The organism is Bacillus sp. FSL M8-0256 (assembly GCF_038005765.1).
Classification (GTDB): Bacteria; Bacillota; Bacilli; order Bacillales; family Bacillaceae; genus Bacillus; species Bacillus safensis.
Genome location: NZ_JBBOTU010000001.1, coordinates 1,109,229 through 1,130,813 on the forward strand (window position 1 = coordinate 1,109,229; position 21,585 = coordinate 1,130,813).

At 41.2% G+C, this 21,585-nt stretch carries 25 protein-coding genes; 14 read left to right on the forward strand and 11 right to left on the reverse strand.

Features of this window, described 5'->3' with window-relative positions:
* The first annotated feature begins 23 nt into the window (after positions 1 to 23).
* On the forward strand, positions 24 to 797 hold the full coding sequence (locus tag NSQ76_RS05480) for an enoyl-CoA hydratase (protein WP_341052889.1): 774 nt from the start codon (positions 24 to 26) through the stop codon (positions 795 to 797).
* 31 nt (positions 798 to 828) lie between these two features.
* Here the strand turns inward: NSQ76_RS05480 and NSQ76_RS05485 are convergent, their stop codons facing one another.
* Positions 829 to 1,017: a YhzD family protein gene (locus tag NSQ76_RS05485; RefSeq protein WP_047202901.1), complete on the reverse strand. Its 189-nt coding sequence runs from the start codon at positions 1,015 to 1,017 to the stop codon at positions 829 to 831.
* Positions 1,018 to 1,189: 172 nt separating this feature from the next.
* Here NSQ76_RS05485 and NSQ76_RS05490 point away from each other — a divergent pair, with 172 nt between their 5' ends.
* The 4 genes from NSQ76_RS05490 to NSQ76_RS05505 all read left to right on the forward strand — a co-directional run bounded on the left by NSQ76_RS05490 (position 1,190) and on the right by NSQ76_RS05505 (position 6,564).
* A complete protein-coding gene (locus NSQ76_RS05490) occupies positions 1,190 to 2,404 on the forward strand; it encodes a metallophosphoesterase family protein (protein WP_341052890.1) in 1,215 nt (404 codons plus the stop codon).
* Positions 2,405 to 2,420: 16 nt separating this feature from the next.
* Positions 2,421 to 5,207, forward strand: coding sequence for an ATP-binding protein (locus NSQ76_RS05495; RefSeq protein WP_341052893.1), 2,787 nt, complete (start codon positions 2,421 to 2,423; stop codon positions 5,205 to 5,207).
* A gap of 62 nt (positions 5,208 to 5,269) precedes the next feature.
* Positions 5,270 to 6,217 carry a 3'-5' exoribonuclease YhaM gene (gene yhaM / locus NSQ76_RS05500; protein WP_024425447.1) on the forward strand — a complete coding sequence of 316 codons (948 nt, stop codon included), beginning with the start codon at positions 5,270 to 5,272 and terminating at the stop codon, positions 6,215 to 6,217.
* Between the two features lie 116 nt (positions 6,218 to 6,333).
* The gene (locus NSQ76_RS05505; protein ID WP_024425448.1) at positions 6,334 to 6,564 is read left to right on the forward strand and encodes a sporulation YhaL family protein; all 231 of its coding nucleotides are present in this window, start codon (positions 6,334 to 6,336) and stop codon (positions 6,562 to 6,564) included.
* A 53-nt stretch (positions 6,565 to 6,617) separates the two neighbouring features.
* Here NSQ76_RS05505 and NSQ76_RS05510 read toward each other — a convergent pair whose 3' ends face one another.
* Positions 6,618 to 7,502, reverse strand: a complete 885-nt coding sequence (locus NSQ76_RS05510) for a peptidylprolyl isomerase (RefSeq protein WP_024425449.1) — start codon at positions 7,500 to 7,502, stop codon at positions 6,618 to 6,620.
* 161 nt (positions 7,503 to 7,663) lie between these two features.
* Between NSQ76_RS05510 and NSQ76_RS05515 the strand changes: the two genes are divergently transcribed.
* Together NSQ76_RS05515 and NSQ76_RS05520 are read left to right on the forward strand one after the other, a co-directional pair.
* Entirely contained in the window at positions 7,664 to 7,750 is an 87-nt protein-coding gene (locus NSQ76_RS05515; RefSeq protein ID WP_008361129.1) for a YjcZ family sporulation protein, read from the forward strand.
* Between the two features lie 145 nt (positions 7,751 to 7,895).
* Positions 7,896 to 7,985 carry a YjcZ family sporulation protein gene (locus NSQ76_RS05520; RefSeq protein ID WP_017360317.1) on the forward strand — a complete coding sequence of 30 codons (90 nt, stop codon included), beginning with the start codon at positions 7,896 to 7,898 and terminating at the stop codon, positions 7,983 to 7,985.
* A gap of 51 nt (positions 7,986 to 8,036) precedes the next feature.
* Here NSQ76_RS05520 and NSQ76_RS05525 read toward each other — a convergent pair whose 3' ends face one another.
* On the reverse strand, positions 8,037 to 8,222 hold the full coding sequence (locus NSQ76_RS05525) for a hypothetical protein (protein ID WP_072368131.1): 186 nt from the start codon (positions 8,220 to 8,222) through the stop codon (positions 8,037 to 8,039).
* Positions 8,223 to 8,304: 82 nt separating this feature from the next.
* Positions 8,305 to 8,826, reverse strand: a complete 522-nt coding sequence (locus tag NSQ76_RS05530) for a DUF3267 domain-containing protein (RefSeq protein WP_024425450.1) — start codon at positions 8,824 to 8,826, stop codon at positions 8,305 to 8,307.
* 232 nt (positions 8,827 to 9,058) lie between these two features.
* Here NSQ76_RS05530 and NSQ76_RS05535 point away from each other — a divergent pair, with 232 nt between their 5' ends.
* Positions 9,059 to 9,403 (forward strand): YhaI family protein, encoded by a 345-nt coding sequence (locus NSQ76_RS05535; RefSeq protein ID WP_024425451.1) that lies wholly within the window; start codon positions 9,059 to 9,061, stop codon positions 9,401 to 9,403.
* On the opposite strand, the gene NSQ76_RS05540 is transcribed toward NSQ76_RS05535, so the two are convergent.
* Together NSQ76_RS05540 and NSQ76_RS05545 are read right to left on the reverse strand one after the other, a co-directional pair.
* Complete coding sequence (locus NSQ76_RS05540) at positions 9,381 to 10,001, reverse strand: HTH-type transcriptional regulator Hpr (RefSeq protein ID WP_024425452.1); 621 nt, start codon at positions 9,999 to 10,001, stop codon at positions 9,381 to 9,383. The two genes, NSQ76_RS05535 and NSQ76_RS05540, sit on opposite strands and share 23 nt — an antisense overlap.
* A 187-nt stretch (positions 10,002 to 10,188) precedes the next feature.
* Entirely contained in the window at positions 10,189 to 10,545 is a 357-nt protein-coding gene (locus NSQ76_RS05545) for a YtxH domain-containing protein (protein WP_024425453.1), read from the reverse strand.
* A gap of 128 nt (positions 10,546 to 10,673) precedes the next feature.
* Between NSQ76_RS05545 and NSQ76_RS05550 the strand changes: the two genes are divergently transcribed.
* Positions 10,674 to 10,865: a hypothetical protein gene (locus NSQ76_RS05550; protein WP_024425454.1), complete on the forward strand. Its 192-nt coding sequence runs from the start codon at positions 10,674 to 10,676 to the stop codon at positions 10,863 to 10,865.
* A gap of 253 nt (positions 10,866 to 11,118) precedes the next feature.
* On the opposite strand, the gene NSQ76_RS05555 is transcribed toward NSQ76_RS05550, so the two are convergent.
* The 3 genes from NSQ76_RS05555 to NSQ76_RS05565 form a co-directional block, all read right to left on the reverse strand.
* Entirely contained in the window at positions 11,119 to 11,637 is a 519-nt protein-coding gene (locus NSQ76_RS05555; protein WP_024425455.1) for a tryptophan transporter, read from the reverse strand.
* 127 nt (positions 11,638 to 11,764) lie between these two features.
* Positions 11,765 to 12,844 (reverse strand): 3-phosphoserine/phosphohydroxythreonine transaminase, encoded by a 1,080-nt coding sequence (gene serC / locus NSQ76_RS05560; protein ID WP_044333715.1) that lies wholly within the window; start codon positions 12,842 to 12,844, stop codon positions 11,765 to 11,767.
* Positions 12,845 to 13,203: 359 nt separating this feature from the next.
* A complete protein-coding gene (locus tag NSQ76_RS05565; protein WP_024425457.1) occupies positions 13,204 to 13,632 on the reverse strand; it encodes an HIT family protein in 429 nt (142 codons plus the stop codon).
* 486 nt (positions 13,633 to 14,118) lie between these two features.
* Here NSQ76_RS05565 and NSQ76_RS05570 point away from each other — a divergent pair, with 486 nt between their 5' ends.
* The 3 genes from NSQ76_RS05570 to NSQ76_RS05580 are packed head-to-tail and all read left to right on the forward strand — an operon-like array spanning position 14,119 to position 16,824.
* Complete coding sequence (locus NSQ76_RS05570) at positions 14,119 to 14,859, forward strand: ABC transporter ATP-binding protein (RefSeq protein WP_024426563.1); 741 nt, start codon at positions 14,119 to 14,121, stop codon at positions 14,857 to 14,859.
* Complete coding sequence (locus NSQ76_RS05575) at positions 14,852 to 16,072, forward strand: ABC transporter permease (RefSeq protein ID WP_341052900.1); 1,221 nt, start codon at positions 14,852 to 14,854, stop codon at positions 16,070 to 16,072. The genes NSQ76_RS05570 and NSQ76_RS05575 overlap by 8 nt, the downstream gene beginning before the upstream one ends.
* Positions 16,073 to 16,116: 44 nt before the next feature.
* Positions 16,117 to 16,824 carry an EcsC family protein gene (locus tag NSQ76_RS05580; protein ID WP_087975647.1) on the forward strand — a complete coding sequence of 236 codons (708 nt, stop codon included), beginning with the start codon at positions 16,117 to 16,119 and terminating at the stop codon, positions 16,822 to 16,824.
* A gap of 230 nt (positions 16,825 to 17,054) precedes the next feature.
* Here NSQ76_RS05580 and NSQ76_RS05585 read toward each other — a convergent pair whose 3' ends face one another.
* Positions 17,055 to 18,242, reverse strand: a complete 1,188-nt coding sequence (locus NSQ76_RS05585) for a M20 family metallopeptidase (protein WP_327823016.1) — start codon at positions 18,240 to 18,242, stop codon at positions 17,055 to 17,057.
* Between the two features lie 148 nt (positions 18,243 to 18,390).
* Here NSQ76_RS05585 and NSQ76_RS05590 point away from each other — a divergent pair, with 148 nt between their 5' ends.
* Entirely contained in the window at positions 18,391 to 18,678 is a 288-nt protein-coding gene (locus NSQ76_RS05590) for a hypothetical protein (RefSeq protein ID WP_225315487.1), read from the forward strand.
* Between the two features lie 65 nt (positions 18,679 to 18,743).
* On the opposite strand, the gene NSQ76_RS05595 is transcribed toward NSQ76_RS05590, so the two are convergent.
* Positions 18,744 to 19,229: an antibiotic biosynthesis monooxygenase family protein gene (locus NSQ76_RS05595; RefSeq protein WP_024426559.1), complete on the reverse strand. Its 486-nt coding sequence runs from the start codon at positions 19,227 to 19,229 to the stop codon at positions 18,744 to 18,746.
* Positions 19,230 to 19,356: 127 nt separating this feature from the next.
* Between NSQ76_RS05595 and NSQ76_RS05600 the strand changes: the two genes are divergently transcribed.
* Positions 19,357 to 21,492: a transglycosylase domain-containing protein gene (locus NSQ76_RS05600; protein WP_024426558.1), complete on the forward strand. Its 2,136-nt coding sequence runs from the start codon at positions 19,357 to 19,359 to the stop codon at positions 21,490 to 21,492.
* The last annotated feature ends 93 nt before the right edge of the window (positions 21,493 to 21,585 follow it).

The window sequence follows — 21,585 nt, forward strand, 5'->3', positions numbered from 1 at the left end:
CTTTTAAAAGAAGAGGGGGATGGATGATGACATATATCAATTGTCAGTTAGACGGGGATGTTTTTGAAATCGTTTTCAATAGGCCTGAAGCTTATAATTCTTTTCATGTGGACATGTTTGCTGAATTCAAAGAAGCATGTGATGCAGCGGAGGAAAGCAGTGCAAAAGTCGTTGTCATCAAGGGAGCGGGAAAAGGATTTTCAGCAGGCGGAGATATTGGGATGATGCTCAAGCAGGAAAGTGAAGAAGATTTCCATCGTGTGATGGATTTGATCGAGGGAATAACACTTTCTCTAGCTGGTATGAAAAAAGTGACGATTGCGCTTGTCCACGGGTCAGCAGCAGGCCTCGCTTTTAGCTTTGCTCTAAGCTGTGACTACTTGTTTATGCATCAGGATGCAAAACTTGCCATGAATTTTAATGGAGTAGGATTAATTCCAGATGGCGGGGGGCATTTTTTCCTCACAAAAAGAGTGAGTGAGCAAACCGCTAAACAATTGATTTGGAGCGGACAAAAGCTGCCGGCTGAAGAAGCGTTAAAGCTGCGCCTTGCAGACGGGGTGTTTCAGGATGAGGTCGATACGTACCAAAAAGTGTGTGTGAAGCCATTTATGAACATGCCGCTTCAAGCCTTTATCGAAACAAAGATGATCTATTTCCAGCAGTCAGAATCAAAGCTCTTATCAGTTCTTCAAAAAGAGAGAGCAGCACAGGCAAGACTGAGAAAAAGTCATGATCACAAGGAAGGTATACAGGCCTTTTTAGATAAAAGACGACCAGTCTTTCAAAAAGCATAAATGAACATGAGGCCGGCAAAAGCCGGCTTTTTTAACGTTCAAATAAAAGCAGCTTGCCTGCTTGATTAACGAGTCGATGAGAATGCTTTGTGTATTGCTGTTCCATTAAGCGATGACGTCCTAATTCCTTTGCTTTCTCGTCACTATCCGCTGTGATTTTTTCATTTAATAAAGTCTCACCCGACCGGTCAAATACGGTTAAAAAGTATGTCTTCTCCATGCCTCATCTTCCTTTCCTCTCTTTTTTAATGTAATTAAACATGGAATAAGTCAAAACCTCTTTTTTAGCCCTTAAAAATGTGTTTTTTAGAAAGAGAGTGATAGAACGTGCATTCGTAAAAATGGCATGATAAAATATGGACAATGACAGTATCGGACAAGGAGATAGACGTTTGACTAAGCTCACCTTTATTCATGCCGCAGATTTACATTTAGACAGCCCATTTGCAGGAATGTCGACTATACCTAGTTCCATATTTAAGCGGCTCAAAGAAAGTACATTTCAAAGTGCTAAGAACATCTTTGATCTCGCCGTTGAGCGGGCAGTAGACTTTGTGCTGCTGAGCGGAGATTTATTTGATGAATCCAATCGCAGCTTGAAAGCACAGCTGTTTTTAAGAAACCAGTTTGTAAGACTGCAAACACACGGGATTGAAGTCTTTATTATTTATGGGAATCATGATCATTTAGGCGGTGAATGGACACCGATTGAGTGGCCTGAGAATGTACATGTCTTTACGAGCAGTACACCAAGTGAGCTCTCCTATTATCGAGGGGATCAGCTTGTCGCGAGTATTTATGGGTTTAGCTACAAAGAGCGGGCTGTCTATGAAAATATGACATCTCATTATGTCAAAACGACAGATGCTGCCTATCACATTGCGATGCTTCACGGCACATTAGCCGGACAAGAAGGACATGATGCATATGCCCCATTTCAGCTTCAGCAGCTTATAGCGCGGGATTTCGATTATTGGGCGCTCGGACATATACATAAAAGAGCCCTTCTGCATGAAGACCCATATATTATTTACCCTGGTAATGTCCAGGGCAGACATATAAAAGAAACGGGAGAAAAAGGCTGTTATTTGATTCAACTCTCCGAAGATTCACGGGCAGCGGATTTTATTAGCTGTGCAGATATCATCTTTGAGAAACTGGCAATAGACATCACAGAAACGGCTCATATGACGGACCTTGTCACACTTGTGGAAAGCAAAATCAATGAACTGAAAGAGGACGGTATTCCTCATTTTGTGAGAATTGAATTGACTGGTGATGCGCCTTCTTACCTTGAGCATACGCAGCTTGAGGCCCTCGAGGAGCTGATGACTGTTTTTCATGAACAAGAGGAAGATGAAGGTGTGTTTGTTTGGGTGATATCAATTGACTGCCGAACAAACGAGGAAGTGATCTATCCAGAAGATTCCTTTTTGAAGGAACTAACGGCAGAAATTGCTCAGTTTGAGTCATATGAAGAGCTGCTTTCCCCGATCAAGCGTCACTCAACCTACAGGAAGTCAGGAAAAGCGCTCACACAAGAGGATGAATTGGATATAAAAGAAGAAGCACAAAGGCTGCTGACGGAACAGCTGAAACAATTATGAGAAAAGGAGAGGTATGATGAAAATACGTTCACTCCATATAGCGAATTTCGGGAAATTTTCAAATCGAACCTTTCACTTTTCTGATGACGGTTTTCAGCTTGTTTACGGCCTGAATGAATCGGGGAAAACGACATTGAAGGCGTTTATTGAGTCGATGTTATTTGGTTATTCTAAAAATAAGATGTACAAGCCGAAACAAGGATCTTTCTATGGTGGGTCCCTCACTTGCTTAGATGAGGAGTTAGGTGTCATTCACATTGAGAGATCGTCTGATCGAGGCGGTCAAGCACAGGTGTTTTTACCAAATGGTGAAGTGAAAGACGAAGCATTTCTACGCACTCTTTTAAAGGGAACGGATCGCAGATTATTTCAATCAATCTATTCATTTGATGTGTTTGGACTGCAAAATGTCCAAGCCTTAAACGAAGATCAAATCGGTGAATTCCTCCTTTTCTCAAGTTTATTTGGCTCAGATGCGGCTTCCAAGATGGATAGCAGGCTGCTTAAGCAGCAGGAGCAGCTGTTTAAACCAAATGGACGTAAGCCGGAATTAAACCAGCAGCTTGATCGTTTAAAAGAGCTCACTGGTCAGCTGAAACAAGCTAGATTGGCAGAAGGCCGTTATACAGAAAAAAAACGGGAGCATTCTGAATTAATAGAGACTATCGCAGCGCTTCAAAAGGAAATGAAGCAGACAGAAGAACAGATTCAGCAGTTAACTGAACACATTCAACTTTATCCCATGATAGAGAAGAAGATGGAGTTAAAAAAAGAATTAGCCCGTTATCCAGAACGAGTCAAACGCTTTAAAGCAGAAACAGAGCATGAATTGGATAAATTAGAATCACACCTTCACCCGAAAAAGGCTCAAATGGCTGCACTAAAGCAAAAATTAGATCATATGCAAACCTCGCTGGCCCAAATTCAACCGCTTCATGACAAGGATACGTTACTGGAGATGAAGCGTGTCGTTGATGAATCATCTCATGCTGAACTTGTCAAAAATCGCTTAGCAGAATGTAAAGCAGAACGTGATTCATTGAAACAAAAAATGGACGAAGCCGCAGCGAAGCTAAAGTGGCAGCGTTCAATCAAGCTCGATGAGATCGACGACTCCCTTGAATTTGAGTGGGAATTAAAGGAGGCTGTCAGCCAATACGTTCGTTTAATGGACAGAAAGGCACAGCTGGATGACCGGTTTGATCATGCAAGACATGAGCTGGAAGAAGCGGAAACCGCTTTAAAAGGGTTAAAAGAACAGCAGGCCAAACCACATAGTACAGTGGAAACTTGGGGGACAAGAGCAAAAGAGAAACAGGCTCATTCCCGGGCGTGGTTATTTCCTGTGATGGTGATGTTCGATGCTGCATTTCTGCTTGTCCTCTTCTTTTTAACAGAGTGGTGGGTTACTTTCTTATTTGCGGGATTTTCTGTTTTTGTCTTCTTTGCTATTTACCCATTTTTGAAATCGACACAGGTGAAACAGGGAAGCGGCGGAGGAACATTCGATTCCTTCCAGGTACAGGCAGCTTCAGCTGAAACGCTTGTGAGGCAGAAGGAGCTTTTGTACGAAAGGATCATCCGGCAATATGAAGACTGGGAGAAGGAGCTGGAACCTGTCCAGCAGCAAGTAGAGGAAAAGAAAAGACAGCTGGGCTTGTCCTCAGAGCTTTCTTTCCTAGTAGAAGCCTTCCTTATCCTGAAGCAATTAAAAACGAATACAGCGGGATATGAGGAGCTTAGCCGGGAAATAGACGAGCTTGCCGGCCAGCAATCCAACTATGAGCACAGAGTGGAAGCGTTAAGCAGTCTTCTTCAACGAAAGGAAGGCACCATTCAAGAGCATATCTCGGCCTTTCAAGAGATATTGAAAGATGAGGCGAAAAGAGAAAAAGAACGTCAGACATTGGATGTATCGATTCAACATGTGAAGCAGCAGCTCACGACGCTAGAAGGGGAAATTGACTATTACGAAAAACAAATGGACGCGCTTTTTTGTCAAGTAGAGGCAGAGTCCAAAAAAGATTACCAAATTCTTTCTCATCTATCGAAAGAATATCGGGAACGGCTTTCCCATTTGCAGCAGCTGAATCAAGAGCTTCATAGAAGCGGCTGTTTTAATGAGGAAGAATCGATTGTTCGCAAAGGATTGCGTTTTCTTGAAGAGGAGTGTGCGGAAGCGAAGCAGCACTTGAATAACTTACAATTGAATGCGGCGAATATGGAAAAACGCCTGGCAGAACGAGCAGTGGAAATCCGGCAAATAGAAGCTTCGGGTACGGTGTCTGATTTGACTCATCAGCTTGCAGCTGAGCAGGAGCAGGCAAAGCACCTTGCGAAAAAATGGGCGGCAATTCAGCTTGTTCGCTCCGTCATTCGAGAAAAATTGAATGAACATAAAGAAAAAAGGCTGCCAGCTCTGCTGCAAACAGCCTCCCGCTTTATTCAGCCGTTAACGAATGATCGATATGAAGCCATTTTATTTTCACCCGAGGATGACCGGCTGATCTTGAAAAGGATGGATGGACGAATATTCCGCCCAGAGGAGCTCTCACAGGCAACATGTGAACAAGTCTATCTGGCCATTCGTTTTGCACTCGCCTTGTCTCATCAGCAGGAGTGTCAGCTTCCGTTTATGATGGATGACAGCTTCGTTCATTTTGATCATGTTCGTCTAGGAAGAGTGCTGGAGCTGATGAATGAACTCACTCGTTTTGAAACACAGCTGTTTTATTTCACCTGTCATCAGCATATGGCGCAGGCAGCAGAACATGGACAGATTACGAGTTTAGCAGTTGAATGATTGACAAATAATTACTTATGTTATACTTATATGAGCAGAAACATGGAAGGAGCTTTTATTGAATGGCTAAAGGGATCATGACCTATGATGTCGGCGAACAAGTTGACCTGCATTTATTAATTAAATCATCTACTAAAGGGATTGCAAGTAATGGCAAACCATTTTTAACGCTCATTCTTCAAGATCAAAGTGGAGATATTGAGGCGAAACTATGGGATGCAAAGCAGAATGATGAAATCACCTATGGCCCGCAAACCATTGTGAAGGTAGTAGGCGACATTCATCATTATCGCGGGAGGAATCAGCTGAAGCTTAGGAATATACGCCCTGTTGCTGAAAACGAGCAAATTCGAATTGATGACTTTCTCGAAACAGCTCCTATTCCAAAACACGATATGATGGATACGATTATGCAATATATCTTTGATATGAAAAACCCTAATATTCAGCGCGTTACAAGGCATTTGCTGAAGAAATACGGACAGGAATTTGCTGATTATCCAGCAGCGACAAAAAATCATCACGAATTTGTCTCTGGACTCGCCTATCACGTCGTGTCCATGCTGCATTTAGCTAAATCCATTGTTGACCTATATCCATCACTAGATCGAGATCTTTTATATTCAGGCATTATTCTTCATGATTTAGGGAAAGTCAAAGAGCTATCGGGTCCAGTCTCCACCACGTATACAGTGGAAGGCAATTTAATTGGCCACATTTCCATTATGGTGACAGAAATTGCGAAAGCTGCGGAAGAGCTTAGCATTGATTCAGAAGAAATTCTCATTTTACAGCACTTAGTCCTGAGTCATCACGGAAAAGGAGAATGGGGGAGCCCGAAACCACCAATGGTGAAAGAAGCTGAAATTCTCCACTATATTGATAATTTAGATGCGAAAATGAACATGATGGATCGTGCGCTTGAGCATGTGAAACCAGGAGAATATACAGAACGTATTTTTGCACTTGAGAATCGTTCGTTTTATAAACCAACCTTCCATCACGAATAATCATGTCAAAACGTCCGTTTATGCGGGCGTTTTTTTCATAACTTGTCTTCTTTTCGCATAAGCATGTAACACAAAGGAAGAGAGGAATTTCCTTAAGAAAAGGAGGCGAGGAAAAAATGTTGTTTTTTCCGTGGTGGGTGTATGCATGTATTATCGGCATTATTTTCTGTGCGTATAAATTAATGACAACAGCCAAAGAGGAGCAAGAAATTGATCAATCCTTTATTGAAAAGGAAGGAGAAATTTTTATCGAGCGAATGGAACAGGAAAGAGAGCGCAGACGCCAGAATCAGCAGGTGAAAAGATCACAGGATACTGCGGCACATGAAGATCATTCAATCGCTTAATCTCGTCATACAAAAACCCCTCTGCACGATTACGGCAGAGGGGTTTTTTGTGATTACTGGTTCTGTTGTGTCTGCTGATTTTGTGCAGGCTGTTCAGATTTTTCTTTGAACGTTTTTTGAAGCTCTTTATCTTTTACTTTCACATCAGCATCTTTTACTAATTTGTTTAAGATGTTTTGGATTTCATTTGTGTCTGCTTGTTTTTGGTCAAGCAGTTCTTTTTTCAAGTCTGCTTTCATGTCATCATATTTACCGCGTTCTTCAGTCTTTTTAATGATATGGTAGCCGAATTGGGATTTTACTGGCTTGCTGATTTCATTTACTTTTAGTTTGAAAGCAGCTTTGCTGAAGTTCTCGTCCATTTGGCCTTCTTTTGCGAACCAGCCTACATCTCCGCCTTGTGCTGCTGAAGCAGTATCAGTTGAATATTCAGAGACAAGGGAATCCCATTTTTCACCTTTATCTAATTTCTTTTCCACTTCGTCAGCTGTTTTCTTATCAGCTACTAAAATGTGGCTTGCACGGATTTTTCCTTTAAGGTCATCGTAATACGATTTTACTTCTTTATCAGTGATTTTGATGTTAGCTTTGGCAGCCTTTTGAGTCAGCAGCTCATATTTCACTTGATCTTTGATGTAATCTTTACCGAATTCATCTTGAAGCTGTTTTAAACGATCTTCACCAAGTGTCTTTTTATATTCTTCCAATTTCTTATCAATTTCTTTATCAGATACTTTGTATTTGTCAGCAAGAACCTTTTGTTGAACAAGTAGGTTTAGAGCATCTCCACCTGCTTGTTTCTTAAGAGTTGTATAAAGTTCTCCTTTTGTGACATCTCCTGATTTCGTTGTGGCGATCACATCTTTATCACCGCTACTGCATGCGCCAAGAGTTAATACACTTACTGCTGTTACAGCTGCTAAAGCCATTTTTTTCATTCAAAAAACACTCCTAATCTTTCCAATTTATTTATCATTGCTTGTATCATAACATATTGTGACACGCTGTAAAAAGAAATGCAAATGGAAGGGCATTCGTCTAGTCAAAAAATTGCGCGCGACATACACATATAGTGATCACAAAAAGGAGGCTGAATTATATGGGAGCAGGATATTCTAATGGGTTTGCTTTATTGGTCGTGCTATTCATTTTGCTGATCATCGTTGGTGCAGCATATCTTTACTAATTAAATCGCTGTGACAGAAGGGAGCCGTCCTGCCGTGCGTGAGGGCGGTTCTTTTTTCAAACGATGACAGGTGCCTAAACGTTTTTTATTTTTCTGCATACACTGAGCTTAGAACAGAGGAAGAACTGGCAGGAGGTGTTTTCACATGGGAGGAGAAGTCTTTGCTGGCGGTTTTGCACTAGTCGTCGTATTATTCATTTTATTGATCATCATCGGTGCATCTTGGATTTGCTAATTAAAATATACACAAAAAGCTGCCCTCAAACTGGCAGCTTTTGCTTTGATCTTAAATGGAAATGGTAATTTCAACAAATGATGAGATAAGTAAGATCAGTATCGATACATTGATAAAGCGAAACACCTTATCTTGCCGTTCTTCAGGAATCTCTCTGACAAGGCATAATGTATTAGTAAGCCTGTTTATTGAATACACAATAAACGCGGCAAAGACGATGAAGTAAAATAAAACTATCGGAGATCCCCCCTCTCTATGCTATTCCCATACTACATTACCAAATTTTTTATGAAAAAGATAGAAGTTGGCTTTAAAAACCTCATGATGAGGAAGTTTGGTCAACTAAAATATCAAACTCGTCTTGAGCTTGATCGATGATGCAGGATTTAGGTGCTTTGAGCAGCTTCCATGCAAATAAAAAGTCAGGCAAACAATAGCCTGCATGTATACTTGCGATGATGATAAAATAGTGTGCGTACATAGGAAACGCCACGCCTAACACAAAGTAAACCGGTGAGATGACACAAAACGGGCTGAGAAGTGAAAAAAGCATCACTTTCTTAGGCACGCGCTGCCAGCAATTTCGTTTCATTAATAGCGTCATTTTTTTCTTATTTTTCATCACTGGGATCAAGTGAACCACACGGTGGACAAGCAATGTCACAAGTAAGAGCACGGCAAAAAGCGGTGCGTTATGGCTGCTTAGCCTCGTTTCAGGATGAGTCAGTTGAAAACATAAAAATGCCATAATGAAAAAAAGGATAGCAAGACTTATGGCAGAAATCATCATTCTCGTATAACCATAATCCTTTTCAAGATTAATGGTCTTCCAACAATTCATTTTTCATCCTTCCAATCTAAAAATCGAATTGAATATCTCAAGATAATTTACTCTTCCTGAGGATAAAAATCAATGGTTTTGATGAAAAAAAATAAAATGGTGCCTTCATATGGAATAAAGAGAGGAAACTTTGGATTTTTCAAGAAAAAAGAACTGAAGGGGGAGGTTCGTCTCTTTCGTCAATGAGTATTTTCGGCTAAAATAGAAGGACTAAGAGAAAGAGGGAACGTACATGAGTATTGAGGAACGAATGAGCCAGCTTGAATATTATATGGAACTTTTATTGACGGCAGCCGATATGAGCCGTTATCCATATTATGCGTTATTGATCAGGCAGCGTGTATCGAAAGAAGAGGCAGAGGAAATTGAGCGTATTTGTGCTGAGCTTACAGAGGAAATGGATAAGCAAAAAGCACAAGGCTACGTCATGTTTGACGATCTCCTTGCGCTCTTTGCGGGACAGTTAATTGAAAAGCTGGATGTTCATGAGACGATATTTGCTTTGCATGATCAAGGGCTCTTTCAGCCGCTAATGAATGAATTTATAAAGATCATTAAACAATTTGATTTGTTTTAGACGCTTTTTCTGCTGCCTCAGCTGAGTTTTCAAGTTCCTCAGTCTTTTTTGTGACTTTTCCTTGCTCATTCAAAAAGTCCTTCTCAATGTTTGAAAACGATTTCTCAAAAATCTCCATGAAATCCTCACCATATATGTTACGGATGATACACATCATTTCTAAAATCTCAGGGAACTTTCCGTAAATGTCATGAAGCGGCTGTGCGCCTTTGACAATACCAGTTCGGGCCGGGTCATAATCTTCGAGTAGTTTATGGAATGTCTCTTCGCCTTTTGGCGTTAGCTCAATATACGTATTGCGCTTATCGTTTAACTTTTTAGAAAATTTTAAAAATCCTCGTTCCTCCAGTTTCTTGGAGAAGTTAAACGCCGTTGATACATGCATGACGCCAAACTTTGCAATTTCTGATATTGAAGCTCCTTTTAATTGATACGCAATCCACAAAATATGATGTTCATTGATATTTAGGTTATACGGTTTGATCCACTGCTGCCAGTCCTTTTCAATGGATTTCCAAAGAGCTTTGCTCAATTGGGCCATTCTTTGACTGAATAAAAGTGCTTCTTTTACATCGAAAGGCTGTTCCGAATGATTCATCCATTTCACCTACTTCTCTTTTTCTTGTAATTCTATTATGCCAATAAAATAAAGATTAATAAAGCTGAAAATTCAAGAATTTTTAAAAGTCATGAAAAACATTGTCAAAATAACCTTTTTTCAACAAAAAAAGTGCGGGATACGCACCCCGCACACTTTTGTAAACGAATATTTTTTTGTGAGTATATTAGTTTTGTAAGGTTTTCTCCAGTTGTTTGAGCTTTTCCTCAATTTCCTGAATTTCCTTTTGTAAGTCCTGCTGATGAGGTTTGATTTCTTCGCGCCATTGCTGAATCGATGTTTGCAATTCAGACCCGACTTCTTTAATTACCTCTGCGCTTTCTTTTGCTGTTTCCACAATTTGCTCTTTTAAAGCTTGTCCATCTCTTTTTAATTTTGTCAGCGTATCTTCGAATTTGTCATAGCCGTCTTTCACTTTTCCGCGCACATCTCTGCCAGAAGAGGGAGTCGTCAGGAGCACTGCCGCACCTCCGAGGAGACCGCCTACAAATAATCCTGTTAATAAAGAACGTCCACTAGCCATTCAAATCACCTCTAGTCAAATTTTACACATTCGCATGTTCTCTCTGAGCTGACGATCAGCTTCATTGAACTTCCATACATAGCTTGCTTTATTTTAGCATACTTTTGAAGAAAAGGGAGGGGAGAAGGTTGTCTGTCTTTCTGTTCGTTTTTATGTGTATCGTCATCGTTTTTACAGGTGGTTCTATTCATTATGCAAGACAGCTTGGGTATGCAGGGTCTTATCCGCCAAAACATGTTTTAAAGCAAAAAGCACTTGTGTGTGCGGCTGGTGCAGGAATTTCGCTCCTCATTTTGCTGCTGACCCTTTTTCTTTTATAAAAGCATGAAAAAAACCTCTTCATCTATCATGAAGAGGTTCCAGCGTGTAGACAAACCCTCGCATTCTTTGTCAGTCCTGCGTGCTGGTGCTCACGAATATCAAATTCGCTCCGCGCCAGTACTCGTCCTTCCTAGACTTCAAAGGTTTTCTATCACGCTGAAAAGAAGACAAAGGGCTAAAATCAAGATCATTTTAGCCCTTTGTCAACAATCTGAAACCTCTTCATCTATCATGAAGAGGTTCGGTTATTCGTTAAGCAACTTCTATCATTCTTGCACGTCTCAGAATGGACTGAGCAATTGGGAAGACAAATACCATAGCGATGGTATTAATCACGGCTGCTGGCAGGACAACACCCACAAGAAGTGCCGGTAATGCAGCTGGCAGTCCAGTGATCAGTAAAGCGGCAGATAAGAAAATCACGCCGGATACGATGGTTCCAATCGCAGTTAATACAGCGGTCAGCACCACTTTGTTCTTTATCTTCAAGCAAGATAAGAAAAGGGCTAAGAAGATAAAGGCTGTCACTGGCTTATCAATCATATTCGGAATTTGTCCGCCTGGGAATCCCGTTGTTAATGCAGAAATGACACCAGTCACTAGCGCAATCACGACAACATGCTGTACCTTTGGGAAAAGGATGATGCTTAAAAACATCATGACCAGCATCATATCAGGTTTCATTCCGAAAAAGATGGGCGGGAAAATCGTATGCAAGACAGCTCCCATTGCTGCAAGCAATGACATAATCACTAATTCTTTTGTTTTCATTTCTATGCTCTCCTCTGCTAAGCTCTTATAGGACTCTCCAATAATATGGCTCATCATTTATTGCAAGAGTCATGACTTTATATTTCTCGTTATTATAACAAATTTATTTCCTTATAGAAAAGCCTTTTTACTCATTTTCTTGCTGGAACTTTTTCATAAAGTCCGCAAGCTTTTGGCAGTCTTCAATTGAGACCGCATTGTAAATAGATGCTCTGCATCCACCGACAGAACGGTGGCCGGCAAGTCCAACCATTTGCTCTTGCTTTGCTTTTTCCACAAAGGAAGAAGTAAGTGCATCATCGCGAAGAGTAAAGGTGACATTCATATGTGAACGGCTGTCAGCGCGCGCATGTCCTTGATAAAAACCGCCGCTTTGATCAATGGTATCATAGAGAATGCCTGCTTTTTGTTCATTGCGTTTTTCCGCTGCTTCTACACCGCCAGCTTGTTTGACATGCTCAAGGACAAGTGACAGCATATAAATCGCAAAAGTCGGTGGTGTATGATAAAGAGAATTGGCTTTTGCGTGTGTTGAATATTTTAATATTTTCGGCGTGCTGCTTTTCTCTTTCTCTAATAAACGTTTGCGCGCAATCACAATCGTGATACCTGAAGGCCCTAGGTTTTTTTGTGCCCCAGCATAGATGAGATCAAATGAAGAAACGTCTATTTTTTTGCTGAGAATATCACTGGACATATCCGCAATGAGCGGCAGTGACGTGTGCGGGAACGTTTTCCACTGAGTGCCGAAGATCGTATTGTTCGATGTGATGTGCAAGTAAGCACCATCTGTTAAACCAGAAGTATCTACTTCTGGAATATACGAGTAGTTGTCATCTTCACTTGAAGCAAGCACAGATGTCTGACCAAACCCTTTTGCTTCTGACAATGCTTTTTCTGACCAAGCGCCTGTTTGAATGAAATGAGCTGTTTCGCCTTCATGTAAGAAGTTCATAGGAATCATCGCAAATTGAAGACTAGCTCCGCCTTGTAAAAAGAGGACTTCATAATCTTCTGGAATGTCCATCAGTTCCACCAAAAGCGCTTTTGCTTTATTGTGGACTTCTTCATATTCACCGCTGCGATGAGAAAGCTCCATCACAGACATCCCAGTTTGTTTAAAATCAACAAGTTCTTCCTGTGCTTTTTGAAGCACTTCTAGCGGCAGTGCCGCTGGACCAGCATTAAAATTTGTCGTTCGCTTCATCACAATCTCTCCCTATTTCTCGCGTTAATGGATCAAAAGATAAAACCATCCTATCACAAATTTGAAGCATTTGGACAAAAAATTTGAATCGTTCAAAATATCTTACTATTAGGGAGATGGAAGCAATGAAAAGGGGCAAAAATAAGAAAAACCTCATCTGTTAAGATGAGGTACAGATTGTTGACAAAGGGCTAAAATGATCTTTATTTTAGCTCTTTGTCTTCTTTTCAGCGTGAAAGAAAACCTTTGAAGTCTAGGAAGCTCGAGCACTGGAGCGGAGCGAATTTGACATTCGTGAGCACCAGCGCGCAGAGCTGACAACGAATGCGAGGGTTTGTCTACACGCTGAACCTCATCTGTTAAGATGAAGTAAGCCGCGTGTGGATGGCAGAAGAAATGTCTTTTAAATCCTCTGACGTGTATTGATCTTGGTGTGATTTCCATACGGCACCAAAGCCATCGCCTTTTCCGTAGCGCGGAATGATATGCATATGGTAATGGAACACCGATTGACCGGCTTTTTCACCGTTGTTGTTCAGGAGGTTTAACCCAATTGGTTCAAACTCCTGTTTGATCGCCCTTGCAATTTTCGGAATCGCTTGGAAGTAGTGGTTAGACACTTCTGGTGTCATCTCATAGATGTTTTCTTTATGTATTTTCGGGATTACAAGGGTATGTCCTTTTGTTACTTGGCTGATATCAAGAAAAGCCAATACATGCTCGTCTTCATATACTTTTGCACATGGAATGTCTCCATCAATGATCTTGCAAAAAATGCAGTCGCTCACGCCATGTCACTCCTCATTATTTTTCCTTTATCGTATCACAAAAAGAAGCAAAAAAGAAAACAGGACAAGCGAACTCCTTTGGTCGCTCATCCTGCTCCTGCAGAAGAAATGCTGATGCTTTCATTCGAATGCCTTTTGAATTCTCTATTTACTGAAATAAAGAATTCATGTGCCTGCTATTTCTGCCGTAAACACCTCATTTGACGTTTTGGTTTGTCGTATACATATTGTATAGGACACAAAAATCAAGAATCAGTGAAGCAAAACAGAAGCTAAGGTTTTTAGATGAAAAACCAACTTGTCATGCGGTTCTTTGCCTTTAACAAACACCTCATTTACTTATTGGTCATCAAGTTCATTTCTTCTACATACATTATGATGACCAAAGCGCCTATTTTATATTCATGACTCGTCTATAGGTAAACATTTCAAATTATCATTCGTTTTTGTTACTATAAAGGAAAAAAGAAAGAAAGGAACGAATTCATGTCCCTTCTCACTGTAAAAGATGTAACGGGCGGATATACGAAGAATCCCGTTCTAAAAAATATTTCATTTGAATTAGAAAGAAATCAAATCGTCGGTCTCATTGGCTTAAACGGGGCGGGGAAAAGTACAACCATCCGCCATATTATCGGGCTCATGAAACCGCATAAAGGTGTCATTGAATTGAATGGACGAACTCTTCAAGACGACCAAGAGGCGTATCGTTCACAATTTACATTTATTCCTGAAACACCTGTTTTATATGAAGAATTAACGTTAAAAGAGCATTTAGAGCTGACAGCGATGGCTTACGGTCTATCAAAGGAACAATTAGACGAACGCCTGCCATCATTGCTGAAAGAATTTCGAATGGAGAAAAGGCTGAAATGGTTCCCTGCTCATTTTTCAAAAGGAATGAAGCAGAAGGTCATGATTATGTGTGCATTCCTTGTGGAACCAGAGCTGTATATCATCGATGAACCGTTTTTAGGGCTTGATCCGCTTGCAATCAATGCACTGCTTGAACGGATGAATGCAGCGAAGAAAAGCGGCGCTAGTGTCCTGATGTCAACGCATATTTTAGCGACAGCTGAGCGCTATTGTGATTCCTTCATTATTTTGCACGAAGGGGAAATCAGAGCGAAAGGAACACTGGCAGAGCTGAGAGAACAGTTCGATATGAGAGATGCGACACTCGATGATCTTTATTTGGAATTAACAAAGGAAGAAAGCTATGAGTAAAACAACGCTTACTATTTGGAAATCAAGATTAGAGGAACACATACAAGAAACAAGAAAATACTTAAAATACATGTTCAACGATCATCTTGTCATTGTGCTCATTTTTTTCCTTGCAGGCGGAGCAAGCTGGTACAGCAGCTGGCTCAAACATATTCCGGTTCACTTCCCATCCTACTGGGTGATGGCAGTTGTTTTCTCATTGGTACTTACAAGCTCATACGTACGTACGTTGATTAAAGAAGCCGATCTCGTGTTTTTGCTTCCTTTGGAAGGGAAGATGGAGCCTTACTTAAAACAAGCGTTTAACTTTAGCTTCATTTCTCAGCTGTTTCCTCTCATTGCTGTATCCATTGTCGCACTTCCGCTTTATTCGGCGGTGTCTTCAGGAGGCATCACGGAGTATGTGCTAATATTGGCGCAAATGATCTTAATAAAGGGCCTGAATACAGCCATTCAATGGAGAATGACTTATTTTCAAGGAAAACACGTGAGATGGCTCGATGCAGCCCTTCGTTTTCTATTAAATATGATGTTGATCTACACCATTTTACAGGCAGCCTATGTGATTGCAATCGTTTTTTATCTTATCTACGGTGTCTATCTCGTCTACTTAACAAATGCAGTGAAAAAACAGCCCTTTCAATGGGAACTGCATATTTCTGATGAATTAAAACGGAAGCAGCGCTTTTATCGTTTGGCAAACTTATTTACAGATGTGCCTCACTTAAAGAAACAGGTGAAAAGAAGAGCATACATGGACTGGATGTTGAAGTTTGTTCCTTATGATCAGCGTAAAACTTTTTCTTATATGTATGTGAGGGCGTTTGTACGCTCAAATGACTATTTTGGTCTGGTGTTTAGATTAACGGCCGTGTTTGTCCTGATTATTTTGTATACAGGTGCAGCAGGCTGGGTGGGTGCGTTACTAGTCTTGTTCACAGTATTTATCACAGGTGTACAGCTTGTGCCGTTAACGAAGCACTTTGCTCATCTTTCATTACAGGCACTTTATCCAGTTTCTCAAAAAGAAAAGGATCGAAGCTTTTTTGTTCTCGTCCGTAATGTGCTCATCATCCAAGCGATATTGCTGAGCTGTGCGGTACTTCCAGCAGGAGGCTGGCAGGGAAGCGGACTTGCCTTTCTCATTTCTGTAGCGTTTGTGCTTGCCCTCTTTAAGCCTTACGTACAAAGCAGGTTAAAAAAGATGAGATAAGTGGAATTACAGCGAGCGTATGATGACATCAAGGAGGGGACCGGATGAATGCAGCTGAACGGGAGTTGTATGAAGAAGCCATTCTTTTTCAAACACGTTTTTTAAGAAAACCTTCAAAGATCGAACGGTTTTCAAAAGGAGTTCAGCAGCAGGTGAACCGCCGAATTCCTGCCAGGTTTCATCAAGTCATCACAAGTGCAGTCAAAACAATGGTTGAATCCACCGTATCAGGATCACACTTTACTTCATTTTCAGTGATTGATGAACAATTATCTATTGTAGAACGAAATGAACTGGCAAAGGATAAAGTGAAGTATTACCAAAAGGCGGCTGCTATCGAAGGGGTTGGAACAGGTGCAGGCGGTTTATTCCTCGGAATGGCAGACTTTCCCCTGCTGCTGAGCATAAAGATGAAATGCCTTTATGAGTTGGCGTGTATTTATGGCTTTGATTTATCTCAAAAGGAGGAAAGACTCTTTTTGCTCTGTATATTTCAGCTCGCCTTTTCCAGCAGTGCCCATCGTCAAAAAATGATGAAGATCATAGATGATTGGGAAACGAGCCGCGAGGAAATGGATTGGTACAGCTTTCAGCAGGAGTATCGAGATTATATTGATCTTGTAAAGCTGTTTCAATTAATGCCGGTCGTCGGAGCCGCTGTTGGCGGGGTGGCAAATCATCAGCTGACAGGACAGCTCGGAGAGGTTGCACGCCATGTGTTTCACTTGCGAATATTGAAAGAAATGAAATAGAAAAGCCGCTGATGACAGCGGCTTCAGATTGTTGACAAAGGGCTAAAATAATCTTTATTTTAGCCCTTTGTCTTCTTTTCAGCACAGCGTGATAGAAAACCTTTGCAGTCTAGGAAGGACGAGCAGCGGAGCGGAGCGAATTTGACATTCGTGAGCACCGGAGCGCAGACCTGACACCGAATGCGAGGGTATGTCTACACGCTGAAACCGCTGATGACAGCGGCTTTTTTTTATTCATTGTAGGAAAGAACGGCGTTAGCGAGAACCTTTGCTGCGATAGGCATTGCTTTTTCGTTGATATCAAACTTTGGATGATGATGTGGATAGACGTCTTTGCTGTTTTCCGGCATGGCGCCTGTGTAGAAGAAGGTACCAGGGACATGCTGAAGGTAGTAAGCAAAGTCTTCTCCGCCCATTTGGGTTTCCGCTTCTTTTACTTCTGTGACACCTTCTGTCTGGTTTGCGATGCCAGCAATATATTCAGTCGGCTTCGGATGGTTTTTGACAGCAGGGTATCCTCTTACGTATTCATATGTGTAGGCAGCATCATGCATCTGGCATACCCCTTTTACCACCTGTTCAATTTCTCGTTCGATAATATGCCGTGCACTTTCTTCAAAGGATCGTGCTGTACCCGTTAAAACAGCTGAATCTGCAATAACGTTAAAGGCATTCTCTGCTACAAAACCTCCAACAGAAACAACAGCAGAATCAATTGGATTGACTTTACGTGCAACGACTTGCTGCAGGTTTGCGACGATTTGTGAACCGATGAGTACGGCATCTTTTGTTAAATGAGGCTGGGCGCCATGTCCGCCTTTCCCTTGGATTTGAATGGAGAAACGATCGGCCGCTGCCATAAAGTTCCCGCTTTTATAAAGAATCGTGCCACAAGGCTCTGAAGACCAAAGGTGCGTACCAAATATCACATCGACCCCGTCTAAACAGCCGTCTTCAATCATCGGTTTTGCACCGCCGGGAGCATATTCCTCGGCATGCTGATGAATGAGGACGATCTTTCCTTTTAATTGATCACGATGCGTATGCAAGACTTTTGCTAATACAAGAAGTGTCGCAGTATGCCCATCGTGACCGCATGCATGCATCACACCAGGCTTTGTTGATTTGTAAGGTACATCTTTTTCATCGTGGATGGGAAGTGCATCAAAATCAGCTCTGAGGGCAATGGTTGGTCCCGGAGAAGCTCCTTCAATAAAAGCGAGTACGCCATGACCGCCCACCTTGGTGCGCGTAGGTATTTGTAATGTATCATAGTAGCTGGCGATGAAAGCGGCTGTTTCTTCTTCCTGAAAAGAAAGTTCAGGATTCATATGGAGATGGCGTCTAATTTCAACCATTTCCTCATAATGTTCATCAAGACGTTCATTGATGCTTTTTTGTAAAGTGGATATTGTCATTGAATCGAAAACCTCCTTCATGCTCTTTTACTGATTGTATGGTAATTGTTAGAATCTTTCAACAGAAGAGGATTTCGTGGTCAGTATCCAAAGGTCATTTTACATAAAAGTCGAAGTTGATATGAAGCAGGGAAAGGGAGGAGTAGCGTTGGGAAGCTGTCCAAATTGTTCAAAAACATTTTCTTTCGTCGAAAAATTTCATTTATCACATACGAAAATGATGATGTGTCCAAGCTGCCGGCATCAAATCAAAGAAACCTTTGTCTCAAAAATGAGTTTTTTTATGATCTGCTTGATTCCACTATTGGTGCTGCTGATTCAATTGAAAGGTGCTTCACCTATGTTGAAGTGGCCGGTCTTATTAGGGTGGATATTGCTGAATTTCTATGTGCTTCAGCCGATCATTCATCGGTACGAGCTGAAATCAAGTTCATAAAATGAAGAGCCCAGGCGACTGGGCTTTTTTTAATGAAAAAAAGAAGTGCTGAGAGCAGCACTTCCTTAATTGTCTGTGACGGCATGGTAGGATGTGAGGTAAGCTGGACGAGAGAAAATGGAGCCTGTATCCTCGTGTGGCTGAAAGAATGCTTCTGATTCTTGAAAGTCTTGAAATAAGTCCTCTGATTCCCAAAGTGTCAAAATCAAATAAACTTCTTCATCTTTTTTAGGTCTTAAAACGCGAATAGCCTGGAAGCCGCGCTGATGTTCTGAGATGTTCGTTTTTTTCTGAAAGGTGGATTCAAACAGTGCTCTGCTTTCAAGCTTAACAGGGATATGATTCAAGGTGACGAAACCAGATTGGACAAGCTCGCCTTTCGCATAAATCACATCATAGGCATGAGGGGCTTTAAATACAGTCTCACCCTCCGTTTCATGAAAAAGAGCTGCTTGTTCTTTTCCGACCATATAAAGCAGATTTTCCAGATGGTGTTTCTTTGCGATTTTATGCAAAAAATCTGCTGTTCCATATGTAATATAGAAATTCATCTAAACCGCCTCCTGCTTGATAGTATAACAAAAGAATGATATATAATTCTTTGGCAGTCAATCCATAAAACATATTATGAAGCAATACATCCCATACTATCCGTATAAAGGAATGAGGTGACCTAATTTGAAGAAAAAGAAGATAATCATTCCATTAGTCATTGCAGGAAGTACAATCGTACTCTCATTCATTGGCTATCTGACGATTTTATTTTTAGGACATTATGTCATAGATGAAAAGAAGCTTGTTTTTCACGCTTCCTCCAAAATCATTGATCAGAATGGAAAAGAACTCACAAGCATGTATTCAGAAAATCGGGACCCTGTGTCATTAAAAGAGGTGCCTGATAAAGTAGCAAAAGCTTTTGTGGCTGTCGAGGACAAGCGTTTTTATGAGCATCACGGAATTGATGCACAGTCTATTTCAAGGGCGGTTTATCGAGATATATTAGCAGGAGGGAAGGTAGAGGGCGGCAGTACAATTACCCAGCAGCTCGCAAAAAATATTTTTCTCACAAATGACAAAACCTTTCTTCGAAAAACGAAAGAAGTCATTATTGCCATTAATTTAGAGAGAGATTATTCAAAGGATAAGCTGCTAGAGATGTATTTGAATCAGCTTTACTTTGGCCATGGTGTTTATGGTATTCAGGCAGCAGCCAATTATTATTTTAGTAAGGATGTGAAAGATTTAACGGTCAGCGAAGGTGCCACACTCGCTGCGATGCCAAAGGCACCATCTTCTTACTCGCCTGTTTTACACCCTGATAAAAATAAACAGAGGCGGGACACCATCCTGAATTTAATGAACGAACAAGGATATTTGTCTTCAACAGAAACAGTAGAAGCAAAAGGGAGAACACTAGGCATTCATTTAAAAAAGAAATCAGAAACGCCTTGGGTGGACAGCTATGTTGATCTCATTATTAAAGAAGCAGAATCAGAGTATGCCATTTCGCATGAACAATTGCTTCAAGGCGGCTATACCATTACAGTTCCGATTGATATGAATCTGCAAAAAACCGCTTATGATGCGATGAAGAACAACCGTTATTTCCCGGGAAAAAGCGGTTCTCCGGAAGGCAGCGCCGTATTCATTGATAACGAGTCTGGTGGAGTGAAAGCAGCCATCGGTGGACGAGAATATCAGGCAAGAGGCTACAACAGGGTGACAGCTGTTAGGCAGCCGGGATCTGTTTTTAAGCCGATCGCAGTCTACGGTCCGGCAATGCAGGAGAAAAAATTCAGACCTTATTCACTGCTTGAAGACAAAGAAAAAAGCTATGACGGCTATTCACCTAAGAATTACGATGGGCAGTATGAAGGCAGGGTCACAATGGTGGAAGCCCTCATGAAAAGTAAAAATACCGCTGCTGTGTGGACATTAAGCCAGCTGGGCATTGATATGTCGAAATCATATCTCGAGAAAATGGGGATAGATATCTCGGATAAAGGCTTAGCTATTGCGCTTGGCGGTTTAGAAAAAGGAGTTTCTCCATTACAGATCGCTGGAGCCTTTCATACATTTGCAAATGAAGGCGTATATAAAAAGCCTTTCTTTATTCAAAAAATCACCAATGATGAAGGAGAAACTGTAGAAAAGAATCGTAGTCAGCAAGAACGAGTATTTAGTGTGCAAAATGCTTGGAATATGACAAGAATGCTTCAGCAAGTCGTCAAGGGCGGAACAGCCCAGAGCGGTTCATACGCTGGAGATTTAGCAGGTAAGACAGGTACGACCACATATTCAGGTGTGAAAGGTGCAACAAAGGATGCTTGGTTTGCCGGCTATACGCCTAGTACAACGGGTGCAATTTGGATGGGGTATGACAAAACCGATAACAGCCACTATTTAACTGGAGGCAGTCAATACCCTGTGCAGCTGTTTAAAGATATTTTAACAGCAGCTCAAATCACCAATGAAACGTTTGAAAAACCAGAGGGGATTAAAGAGCTCGAGTCGCCCATCCATTTAGAGGGATTATCAGGATTTGAAGCCCGCTATGCGTTTAAAATCAAAGGCTTGTTTACATTAGAGCTGTCTTGGGACAATCAGGAGGATAAACGCATTGAATACCGCATCTATGAAAAGAGAAATGGAAGCGAGACGCTGATCGACACAGTGACAGGCGTGGACAGCTATACAATGCCGTATGCCAATGTATTTTCAAATGCAGAGTATAAGGTTGTTCCATATAATACCCAAACGCAAGAAGAAGGAGAAGGCAGTCCATATGTCAAGCCAGAGGCTTTTGGACGTTAATATTCGGCGATTTTTTGAACATTGAGCCGCTTTAGTATACCGTGCCTTGAAAAAACGGTATAGTAAAAGCAGGTTTGAGCCTTGTACAAAAAG

Coding starts and splice junctions, on each gene's coding strand:
- NSQ76_RS05480 (WP_341052889.1), top strand. CDS start 24: ATGATGACATATATCAATTGTCAGTTAGACGGGGATGTTTTTGAAATC.
- NSQ76_RS05485 (WP_047202901.1), bottom strand. CDS start 1,017: ATGGAGAAGACATACTTTTTAACCGTATTTGACCGGTCGGGTGAGACT.
- NSQ76_RS05495 (WP_341052893.1), top strand. CDS start 2,421: ATGAAAATACGTTCACTCCATATAGCGAATTTCGGGAAATTTTCAAAT.
- yhaM (WP_024425447.1), top strand. CDS start 5,270: ATGGCTAAAGGGATCATGACCTATGATGTCGGCGAACAAGTTGACCTG.
- NSQ76_RS05505 (WP_024425448.1), top strand. CDS start 6,334: ATGTTGTTTTTTCCGTGGTGGGTGTATGCATGTATTATCGGCATTATT.
- NSQ76_RS05510 (WP_024425449.1), bottom strand. CDS start 7,502: ATGAAAAAAATGGCTTTAGCAGCTGTAACAGCAGTAAGTGTATTAACT.
- NSQ76_RS05515 (WP_008361129.1), top strand. CDS start 7,664: ATGGGAGCAGGATATTCTAATGGGTTTGCTTTATTGGTCGTGCTATTC.
- NSQ76_RS05520 (WP_017360317.1), top strand. CDS start 7,896: ATGGGAGGAGAAGTCTTTGCTGGCGGTTTTGCACTAGTCGTCGTATTA.
- NSQ76_RS05530 (WP_024425450.1), bottom strand. CDS start 8,826: ATGAATTGTTGGAAGACCATTAATCTTGAAAAGGATTATGGTTATACG.
- NSQ76_RS05535 (WP_024425451.1), top strand. CDS start 9,059: ATGAGTATTGAGGAACGAATGAGCCAGCTTGAATATTATATGGAACTT.
- NSQ76_RS05540 (WP_024425452.1), bottom strand. CDS start 10,001: ATGAATCATTCGGAACAGCCTTTCGATGTAAAAGAAGCACTTTTATTC.
- NSQ76_RS05545 (WP_024425453.1), bottom strand. CDS start 10,545: ATGGCTAGTGGACGTTCTTTATTAACAGGATTATTTGTAGGCGGTCTC.
- NSQ76_RS05555 (WP_024425455.1), bottom strand. CDS start 11,637: ATGAAAACAAAAGAATTAGTGATTATGTCATTGCTTGCAGCAATGGGA.
- serC (WP_044333715.1), bottom strand. CDS start 12,844: ATGAAGCGAACGACAAATTTTAATGCTGGTCCAGCGGCACTGCCGCTA.
- NSQ76_RS05570 (WP_024426563.1), top strand. CDS start 14,119: ATGTCCCTTCTCACTGTAAAAGATGTAACGGGCGGATATACGAAGAAT.
- NSQ76_RS05575 (WP_341052900.1), top strand. CDS start 14,852: ATGAGTAAAACAACGCTTACTATTTGGAAATCAAGATTAGAGGAACAC.
- NSQ76_RS05580 (WP_087975647.1), top strand. CDS start 16,117: ATGAATGCAGCTGAACGGGAGTTGTATGAAGAAGCCATTCTTTTTCAA.
- NSQ76_RS05585 (WP_327823016.1), bottom strand. CDS start 18,242: ATGACAATATCCACTTTACAAAAAAGCATCAATGAACGTCTTGATGAA.
- NSQ76_RS05595 (WP_024426559.1), bottom strand. CDS start 19,229: ATGAATTTCTATATTACATATGGAACAGCAGATTTTTTGCATAAAATC.